General features: G+C 40.3%; 8 protein-coding genes and 1 rRNA gene. 4 read left to right on the forward strand and 5 right to left on the reverse strand.

All coding sequences use genetic code 11. The features are described 5' to 3' along the window. Window positions 1–389 precede the first annotated feature (389 nt). Window positions 390–599, forward strand: coding sequence for a hypothetical protein (locus tag G1O98_RS22675; protein WP_041565457.1), 210 nt, complete (start codon window positions 390–392; stop codon window positions 597–599). A gap of 274 nt (window positions 600–873) precedes the next feature. Here G1O98_RS22675 and G1O98_RS22680 read toward each other — a convergent pair whose 3' ends face one another. Both G1O98_RS22680 and G1O98_RS22685 read right to left on the reverse strand, forming a co-directional pair. Continuing rightward, window positions 874–1,404, reverse strand: a complete 531-nt coding sequence (locus G1O98_RS22680) for a pentapeptide repeat-containing protein (protein WP_163932130.1) — start codon at window positions 1,402–1,404, stop codon at window positions 874–876. Window positions 1,405–1,867: 463 nt separating this feature from the next. Next, entirely contained in the window at window positions 1,868–3,262 is a 1,395-nt protein-coding gene (locus tag G1O98_RS22685) for a TldD/PmbA family protein (RefSeq protein WP_163932133.1), read from the reverse strand. A 310-nt stretch (window positions 3,263–3,572) separates the two neighbouring features. Between G1O98_RS22685 and G1O98_RS22690 the strand changes: the two genes are divergently transcribed. Next, a complete protein-coding gene (locus tag G1O98_RS22690; RefSeq protein ID WP_114085123.1) occupies window positions 3,573–3,896 on the forward strand; it encodes an RNA-binding protein in 324 nt (107 codons plus the stop codon). Window positions 3,897–4,016: 120 nt separating this feature from the next. Next, window positions 4,017–4,208: a 30S ribosomal protein S21 gene (gene rpsU, locus G1O98_RS22695; RefSeq protein WP_069073774.1), complete on the forward strand. Its 192-nt coding sequence runs from the start codon at window positions 4,017–4,019 to the stop codon at window positions 4,206–4,208. Window positions 4,209–4,995: 787 nt separating this feature from the next. Here rpsU and G1O98_RS22700 read toward each other — a convergent pair. The 3 genes from G1O98_RS22700 to glyQ all read right to left on the reverse strand — a co-directional run bounded on the left by G1O98_RS22700 (window position 4,996) and on the right by glyQ (window position 9,447). Beyond that, window positions 4,996–5,160 (reverse strand): CopG family transcriptional regulator, encoded by a 165-nt coding sequence (locus tag G1O98_RS22700; RefSeq protein ID WP_114085124.1) that lies wholly within the window; start codon window positions 5,158–5,160, stop codon window positions 4,996–4,998. A gap of 618 nt (window positions 5,161–5,778) precedes the next feature. Next, window positions 5,779–8,133 carry a ComEC/Rec2 family competence protein gene (locus G1O98_RS22705; RefSeq protein WP_163932136.1) on the reverse strand — a complete coding sequence of 785 codons (2,355 nt, stop codon included), beginning with the start codon at window positions 8,131–8,133 and terminating at the stop codon, window positions 5,779–5,781. A gap of 375 nt (window positions 8,134–8,508) precedes the next feature. Further along, window positions 8,509–9,447 carry a glycine--tRNA ligase subunit alpha gene (gene glyQ / locus G1O98_RS22710; RefSeq protein ID WP_163932139.1) on the reverse strand — a complete coding sequence of 313 codons (939 nt, stop codon included), beginning with the start codon at window positions 9,445–9,447 and terminating at the stop codon, window positions 8,509–8,511. A 318-nt stretch (window positions 9,448–9,765) separates the two neighbouring features. On the opposite strand from glyQ, the gene G1O98_RS22715 reads away from it, so the two are divergent. Continuing rightward, a 16S ribosomal RNA gene (locus G1O98_RS22715) occupies window positions 9,766–9,841 on the forward strand; the annotation flags it as partial.

The following is a 9,841-nucleotide window of genomic DNA, read 5'->3' on the forward strand; positions in this document are numbered from 1 at the left end:
TTTCAACCCAAGTCTTACTAATTGAGGTTTTGCTCGTTCCCATACAGAATATGAGAACAAAAATAATAAAAAATCAAGCTTTTTTAGGGAAAGGCGCGAAGCGCACGCTACGCAAACAAAGTTTCAGGTTTTCAATGCGTAAGTCCTGCTTATGCCATACTGTACCAGATGCTGCGAGAAGGTCGATATTTATCCTTATTTTCTGAAAATCCAGCATTTAATAGAGTTTTGAGGATAAATAAACTTGACATTATCAAGATTAAATTGATAGCATTTAAAGCCCTTAGTTTTTGTGTTATACTTAAATAAATATTTAAATTGTTGAGCAAGTAAAATATAACAATATATTTTCTTTAGCTAAACAAAATCTTGGGCGAGGTTGATATTAAGTGAAAATTCAAGCGTTGGATGTCAAGGCTGGCGATCGCATTATTGCTTACTGCAACAACAAAATGCAAACCTGCAAGGTAAAACGCATATTAGATCCGGGTCAAGCTAATATCACACTATCGGTATTCACCTCTGAGAATTATCGCGGTTGCTCAGTTTCATCTATAGTCCGCTTCCAATCGAACGCCTTAGTTGATTTGGTAAGTTAAAAATAAAGAAAACATTCAATCTCAAAACTGTCTCTAGCTATTATCCAGCCTGAAGCTGGATTTAGTTTATCTTAAATGTGCGATGCCTACGCACATACAAATTTGTTAATTGTGGTTGGATAATTTTTCATTAAAAGTCAGTGATGCTACACCAGTCAAGACAATAGAAATAAACTATAGCGGACATTTGCTCGCTTTTAGACAATGGGCTTAAGCCCATTGTTTACTTTGCTAGTTAGTTTTCACATCATAAGCCATGTTAAAAAAATTAGATTTAAGCATTCTCATCTAGAATGGTTCCTTCTACATTGGCTCCAGACAAATTTGCTCCGCTTAAATTTGTCTGGTTCAAATCTGCTTGGGTGAGATTTGCCTGGGATAAGTCGGCTACAGTTAAGTCTGCACCACTCAAATCCGCTCCATCTAGATTCGCCGCTATCAAGCTTGCTTCCTGCAAATCCGCCTCACTCAAGTTAGTTTCAATCAACTTAGCAACCGTCAAATCAGCTTGACTCAAATTAGCTCCTTCCATTGCTGCTCCATCCAAGATAGCTCCATCCAAAATAGCTCCGCTTAAGTTGCTACCACTGAGGTTAGCATTAGTCAAATCAGCTCCATTTAAGTCTGCTTCAATCAAACTGGACTGGGCTAAATTAGCATGACTCAGATTAGCTCCATCTAAAATAGCTCTATCTAAAATTACATCACTGAGATTGGCTTCCCTTAAGTTTGCCTCGCTTAAGTTAACACCAGTAAAGTCTCTGACACCTGCGGCATAGTTTTTCAGGAATTGATCTGCTTTCATATCTGTCGCTGTGCTAAGGAACGCTTAATTGAGGCTATAAAAATGACTTAGAGAAAGCAGTATGTCTTCAGTACGCGCAACCGAGAATGGGTGTGGAAGATAAAACTAGAGTGAATATGAAATCAGCTTTATATATATTAGTTATCCTCTATTACTGGCGCTACTACCTAGAGTTATGAGTTATTTTCATACTTGAGAGGGATGTTGAGAGATGAAAAAATTTAAGCATTAGTGCAAAGCGATCGCTATACTCATTTGTGGATGAACCACCGGGAGATGGCATGAAAAAAGAGCCACGAGCTTTAGAACATATCAAAGCCGATATGCGTAACGTCGCTTTCTGGCTAGCAAATTGATTTAAACTGAGGCATTCTTTGGTGGGACTAGTAGCCTATCAATTTAGGCTTGACAGACTACTAAAAACCTAAGTTTACTTGGAGTACCAGTTATAGCAGTGGGTAGTTCATACTTCACCACCAACCACTACATCTTGAATTCGCAGACTAGGGCCACCACAACCCACTGATAACCCATTTTGTCCTCCCTTGCCACAACCGCCGGATTCATCCCAATAAAAATCATCACCAATTGCCTCAATATCCGCTAAAGTTTGGAATACATTTCCCGAAAGCGTTACATCCCGCACAGGTTCAGCAATTTTGCCGTTCCTAATCATCCAAGCTTCCCCGGCGCTAAAGGTAAACATCTCACCATTCGTCATTCCACCCAACCAATTACGGGCATAAACTCCTTCTTTGATATCGGTGAATAAGTCTTTAACTGGTGTTTTACCTCGTTCAATCCAGGTATTTGTCATCCGCACAATGGGAGTAAAGTGATAATTCAGACATCTGGCATTACCAGTAGGCGCTTCCTCCAATTTGCCAGCAGTTTCACGAGAATGTAAACGTCCAACTAAAACTCCATCTTTAATTAATTGCGTAGTTGTAGCAGGTGTACCTTCATCATCGTAAAAATAGCTACCGCGATGTCCCTCTGGGGCAGCACCATCAAAAATTTGGAGTTCTTCTGGGCCAAACCGCCGTCCAATGGTCATGACTTCTAACAAATCAGGGTTTTCGTAAGCCATATCAGCCTCAGAAAGATGTCCGAAAGCTTCATGGACAAACAAACCGGTGAGAATTGGGTCAATGACTACTGTATAAGTATTACCTTTGACAGGTGGCAAAGATAAAGCTGCGATCGCTCTTTGAGCCGCACTCTTTACTTGTTCATCCAAATCAGTTAAATCTTCGTAAGCTTTGCGAGAACCAGTAGTTTCCCGTCCAGTTTGTACGGTTTCGCCATTTCTGGCAGTGGCGGCAAAGCGCATTTCCATATCCACCCAAGATTGCTCGATCAAAGTTCCTTCTGAGGTAGCAATGATCACTCTTTGAGCGCTGTCACCATAACGCACAGAGGTAGTGGTAATCCGGTCATCAATACTTTTGAGCAATTCAGTATAGCGATCGCACAATTGTTTTTTCTTGGAAAGTGGGATTTTTCGGGGATCAGTGCCTTTTAGGGGTAGAACACAAACTGCTTGCACCGGGTCAATGGGTGCAAGTAAAGTTTCTTCATCACCAACCATTCGCGCCGCAGCGATCGCTTCTTCTATGCGATCCTGAATTGTTCCCAGTTGGTTGAAACAGCTTAACCCCCACCCACCCTTATAACAAGCGCGAATATGTCCACCAATGGAGATACCTTCACTGAGGGTTTCTACCTTGTCGCCACGCAACAAGATATCAGTCCCTTCTGCTTCTTCAAGGCGAATCATCAGATAATCTACACGCTCACTATAGCGGGCGATCAGATCAGAAAGTAAGTTTTGTGCGTCGGCAAGTGTAGTCGGCATTTCCAGGTAGTTACAATGACGAACTGCATTTATTTTGCAATTATTTGGGCAATTTTTGCTACTCAATGTTAAAGTTGCCTATAAATTCATTACCTAGAGGATGTTTGAGAGGGTGAACTGCGATCGCTTACTCTTAGTACTTCCTTTTTTAGGATGGGTAAGAACTCAAGGATGTGCTAAGGTAGTTAGGTGAGAATAAAATTCGGTTACAGCGTTTGTTTTTAGTATTGACAGGCTTTTCCCTTTTGGTCTTAACAAGCTTGTCTCCGAAATCTAAATCTCTACACACCTATGATTTTGGAGATAACGCATGTCAATTTATGTAGGTAATCTATCCTACGAGGTCACACAAGAAGACCTTACATCTGTTTTTGCTGAACATGGTTCTGTAAAACGCGTTCAGTTGCCTACTGACCGTGAAACAGGCCGTCCACGTGGCTTTGCTTTCGTAGAGATGGGCACAGAAGCTGAAGAAACAGCTGCCATTGAAGCTCTTGATGGTGCTGAGTGGATGGGACGCGACCTTAAAGTCAACAAGGCTAAACCCAAGGAAGACAGAAGTGGTTCCTTTGGTGGTGGTGGTGGCGATCGTCGCGGCGGCGGCGGTGGCGGATACAACCGAGGACGCTACTAAGGTTTAAAATCAAAAATTAAGTTTTAACGTCTTAAGGGCAGAATCATTATCTGCCCTTTTTGCGCTCCGATCTACTGGATGCTTTGAAATTGCCCAGTACCAATTAAGTAGGAGATGAAAATGACCCAAGTATTTGTGGGCGAAAATGAAGGAATTGAATCGGCCTTGCGTCGATTTAAGAGAGAAGTTTCCAAAGCAGGTATTTTCCCAGACATGAGAAAAAATCGTCACTTTGAAACCCCTTTGGAAAAACACAAGCGCAAAGAAGTTGCAAGACATAAACAACGTAAGAGAAATTTCCGTCGCAATTGAAAACAAGCGATACCTACGATAAGCGACAATAACGCACTCTCTTCTCTGATCAAATTTTTAGCTGTTGAAGGAGCGATCGCTGTACTCCTGGATGTGAATCGAAAGAGTAAGTTTTGGTAAAGCCATTACTGATTATGGGATGGGCAATGTAAATAAAGGTGTGTCCCCCAATTGAGAAAAACTTGTTATCGTTACTTCCAGGCTAGCGATCGCTACGCTAACCTTAATATACCTGGCTGAAGAATTTATTTTTGATATTCCCTTAGTAGTCAACCAGACTTTTTAAGTGTCTGTCTTGAAAAGGGGAATTTTAAATTTTGGACTTTCCTACGGAATGCTACGCGAACGGCATCATCGCGGCTCTACTGAGCCATCGCCGAACGTCTTACCCAAAAGTTTTTAAAATTGAAAGCTTCAAAATTCAAAATTTAAAAAGGTCTGAGAAGAAGCGAATTTAAACGCAAGAACAATTTTATTATCCCAAATCTTATTGAGTAATTTGTAGCTCTAGAGAAGTTTGGGCAGGAATACTATTGCCCCTGCCTCTAAACTTCCTTGGTGATTTTCCTAGAAAACGCTGGCACTGATACTGAGAGCAAAACCGATTTACGGATTCACTTATAGGTGAACTATTACCTCAAAACCATCCATACTGAGCATAGCTAAGTGTTCAGTTGCTACCTATAGCGTGTGTTTTCAAGGAAATAACTAATAACTCTGAAACACTTATTTCACTCCCCAATTAGATGTGATTATCAAAATTTTGTTTTTTGTTCAGTATGATTTACTAAGTTTGCAAGCCTTTTTCCTCCTGAGTAGCAAGAGAGCGAATTAACTCCCGAATCACATCAGTTGCTGGTCTCCCTGTTATTGAACAGTATTGTTCAAGCTTCTGTGCCTCGCTTGATGTGAGATTGATAGTAAGTCGTTTAGCAGCCCATTTTTTATTCATGTAGGGGACAGACAAGCTATATTTTTAAACTACTTCTCTAATATCAATCATTTAAGATGCTACTACAATGGTATAAGTAATGACATCTAGTTCAAGTGATCGTGAAGTAGGATAGATGTTTTTCTAAGCAATAGTAAAAAAGTATGGTTTATTCTCAAGTATGAAGTTTAACTATTTTTATAGCAAGAATTATAAGCACAATGTAAAAGAAATATTTAAATAAGTAAAAATAAGATAAGTATTTCCACTACTGTAAGATTTTAAATAATTAAGATGATTTGGTTCTGTAAATAATCAAGTCTAGTCCATGACTTCATTAAAAAATGAACAAATGCTGTGTTTTAATTTAAAGTAGTTAGTTCTAGTCCAATAGTGCTTGTGGTTTTGCATTTTTCAATCGGAAGTGGGTTCAGGGAAAAGGTTAAAGGTTTTTTCTTTCCCCTTTTTACCCAAAATCCAACAATTATTGGGTGTCAGTCAAAGACCAGACTGGAATAATGTAGGCGAATGTGAAACTTCATTAAGTACTAACTAGGCTGTAATCTATAAAACTCATTTTTAGCTAGTCTTGCCTAAAAATAAATATCGTACTTTTAAAATTCCTGAATTGTGAGTTGTTCATAAGATAGAAGATTTGTTTTCTGCTGCTTCAATAAACGCCTCAAACTGACCATCAGGTGTCCATTGAATAGCCCCATCACGTCCCGTAAAAAATAGTTTAGTTTGGCTTTGATTTAGTTCCGATAAAACCTTTGGATCAAAGTTAACAGAAGAAGCGATCGCCACTTGTGGTTGCAGAGCAATAACTAAATCTTTTAATGACTGAGGGGAACACCACAGGACTTGTGGACGAGGCAAGCTCCCATTTTTGACTAATTGCTGTACCTCTTTAGACTTGACATTACCGACTAATAACCAATTCTGATCTAAAATTTGCAATTGTAAGATGGGTAATTGAGCGTTGATTAACTGCGCCACTATTGAACCAGTTTTGACAGCTTGACCAACTGCCATTGGTTGATAAAATCCTTGATGTTTTTGTAATTCTTGTTGAATTGCCTGAGTGGCAATAGAATTTTCTGGATTGGGGGAATATTCATAAAAACTTTTGATTGGTAAACGTTGCAATAATTCCAACCAAGCATTACTTTCATTGCCTTGAAAATCAGTTGCGATCGCCCAATTGATTTGATTGATACCTTGCTGTTGTAAAAACGGTAGGATTGTGAAACGTCCAGTCCCTTCATCACCACTATTAATTACAGTTACAGTTCCTCTATCTTGAACAACTACAATTGGTTCCGTACCAGATTCTAATACCGTTATCCTAAACAATGTATTTGTAGAATGCCAAAGGGGGATGAATACTAAACCAATGGCAATCACATTAGCAACCCACCATCTTCGTTGCCACCAAGGAACTAGCCAAACTAGTATAATCAGTAAATAAATCGTCAAAAGTTGCCAAGTGGATATACTACCTACAGCAACAGAATTTCCTGGCAACTTGCTAAAAAACTCCACTAATTTAATTAGCCAGTCTGTCGGGTAATGTAACACCGATGCGATGAAGCTTCCTGCCTGAGTCCAAATTAAACCTACTAAAGCACTAATGATTCCACCTATACTAATGATCGAAATTAATGGAGTACTAACCACATTCAGCAATAAACTATAAGATGGTACAACCCCAAATACAGAAAGTTGTACAGGTAAAGTCCAAAGAGTCGCAGCAAGGGGAACGGCAATTAAAGAAGCGATCGCAGGTGGTAGCCATGCTAGGCGGTCGACTAATGCCGGTACTGTTACGATTAAGCCCAGCGTTGCTAAAAAACTCAATTGAAAACCTAAATCCCAAATCCATAGAGGATTAAACACTAATAACAGAGTTGCTGCTAATAGCAATGATCCGAACTGTTTTACCTTCCTTTTTAATAGCAAACCCACTAATGCCGCAAAACCCATAATTACGGCTCTGAGAACCGCAGGTTGAAAACCTGTTAAACTTAGAAAAATGATTAAAGCTAAAAAGCCAAGGGTAAATTGCGTTGCTTTTTTTGCCCGTTTAGTTAACTGTAAAATCACACTCAAAATCAAAGAAGTTTGAAACCCGGAAGCTGCTAAAGCATGAGCTAATCCTGCTTGTACAAATAAGTCGCGGATATCGTAGGGTAAATCAACAGCTTTGCTACCTAAAACCATTGCACTGACAAGAGGCCCTTCAGGGATACCTAACCAACGAACTTGCGATCGCACAATTCGCTCCCGAATTTGCCACCATCCCCATTTACGTTCCTGATCCAAAACATTTATTTGTCGCCCAATCAAACCAGCAAATGTTCCTTCCTGCTTAAGAAACTTCTGAAAATCGAAACCACCAGGATTGGAAGCCGCCTTTGGTTTGTACAAAATTCCAGTCACAGCAATTTGTTGACTAGGGTATAACCCAGTAGCCTGAAGTATAGGCACTGTCACATACAATTTGCCCGTTACTCCTTTTGGGACACCTGCTGAACCTTTTTCATTTTTGACCTCATCTATCTGAGTTGCTTCCAGCCAAAATTGTCCTCGCTGACTGCGAGTTAAACGGGGATTACTCGCCACTTCCCCACGAACAATCACAAGTTGTTCTTGATTACTGCTATTTCCAGGTGGAACAAACTGACTAATATCTTTTGCACCTGGTTGCGGCACTCGCCATTGAAAATATAGAGTTGCCAATAATCCTACTAAACCAGCAGCTAGCCATATTCGAGGATGGGGATTAGTTTGCCAGGTATTAGGCACTGTCTTATTTTTGCTTCCAACCTTTTCTGCTTTTTGGGCAAGTTGTTGTGAACTGGTGCGTCTTCTAAAAAGAATTGCTCCCACTATCCCCAGAACCAAAATCCACACACCACCCCAAGGAACTGCTGTAAACAGCAACCCAAAAATGTAGCCAAGACAAATAATTACACCACTGGTTTGAATCATAAGATTTTTTGTAAAAGCACCTGACACCCAGAATTCGCAGCTGACTTAAAAATAGCTAGAGTAGCAATAGAGAAAAATTGGCGTTGCTGAATTTGGCAATAAAATTCAAAAAGCAAATATTCCAAATTCTTATTATCTGCGGCTGGAGTACCTCTGCGTAAGCTTTTCATCTCTTTAATAGACATCTTTGAAAGATTTTGATGCCTGTGGTGAAGTATAGTCCATCAAGTTTATACAAACAAAGCCCGCCTGTGCGGGCCTTATCTTGTAGCCTTAATCTTCCAGATTCAAGATTTAACGGTATTTCTGAACTTTAGCAATAGCTACATGATTAAAGATATGCCTAGCTTATTGGAATGCAAAATCAAAGGTTTGCTAACCTGCGGAGGCAGATTTCGTCTGTGTAGCCGCAACTTCTACTTGCCCAACAGGTATGACTGGTTTTAAATCTTTGAGCAACGGAAAACCCAATTTCCCCCTTTGCTCTACATATAAATGAGCAACCTTCCTAGCCAAATGCCGAATCCTGGCAATATAGCGAGTTCTCTCCGTCACCGAAATCACACCTCTAGCATCCAGCAGATTAAACGTGTGCGAACACTTCATTACATAATCCAAACTGGGTAACACCAAACCCTTCTCTGTTAACTGAGTAGCTTCCTGCTCATACAAACTAAACAGTGTCAGCAGCAATTCAGGATTAGACGCTTCAAAATTGTATGTACTCTGCTCAATCTCATTTTGCAGAAAAACATCACCATAAGTAATATTGTCCGTCCAATGAATTTTAGTAATTGCCTCCACTTGCTGGAGATACATTGTCAGCCGCTCTAAACCATAAGTAATCTCAATCGACACAGGACGGCAATCAATTCCCCCACACTGTTGGAAGTAGGTAAATTGAGTAATTTCCATCCCATCTAACCATACTTCCCATCCAGTACCCCAAGCTCCCACCGTTGCATCTTCCCAATTATCCTCTACAAACCGAATATCGTGGTCTTCAGGACGAATACCTAAAACCCTTAATGAATCAAGATAAATCTCCTGGATATTATCTGGTGAGGGCTTAATCAAAACTTGGTACTGATAATAATGTTGGAAACGGTTAGGGTTTTCACCGTACCGTCCATCCGTTGGGCGACGACATGGTTCAACATAGGCAACAGCCCACGGTTCCGGCCCCAATGCTCTTAAAAATGTCTGCGGATTCTTAGTACCAGCTCCCTTCTCAATATCGTAGGGCTGGGCGATAAGACAACCGCGCTCACCCCAGAAGTGATGCAACAAAGCTATTACGGATTGAAAATTCACGCTTCCCCCATCCTTTAGTTGGCACAGTGCATAAACTATTGTTGCCTAGAAGCAGTGACAGTGGGGAGTTTCAGGGGACAAAGAAACAGTCCAAAAGATTTTTGGAGAAAATAGTTGACATGAGGGGGTGTGTTCGCTATATTGAATAAGTGCCTGAAGCGGAGAGCTTAAAGCGACTCGCGAAAAGGGATACCGAACCTTGAAAATATTATAGTTTGAAAGCAATTATACAGCAAGTGTATTGCGTCAAGAAAATAAAAATAACTAAGCTGAAGTTAAAAAAGAGCAGCTAAATTGAGCTAATAAAGCAAACACTTCAAAACGGAGAGTTTGATCCTGGCTCAGGATGAACGCTGGCGGTATGCTTAACACATGCAAGTCGAACGGTGTCTTC

This window comes from Nostoc sp. UIC 10630, from assembly GCF_010747425.1.
Classification (GTDB): Bacteria; Cyanobacteriota; Cyanobacteriia; order Cyanobacteriales; family Nostocaceae; genus Nostoc.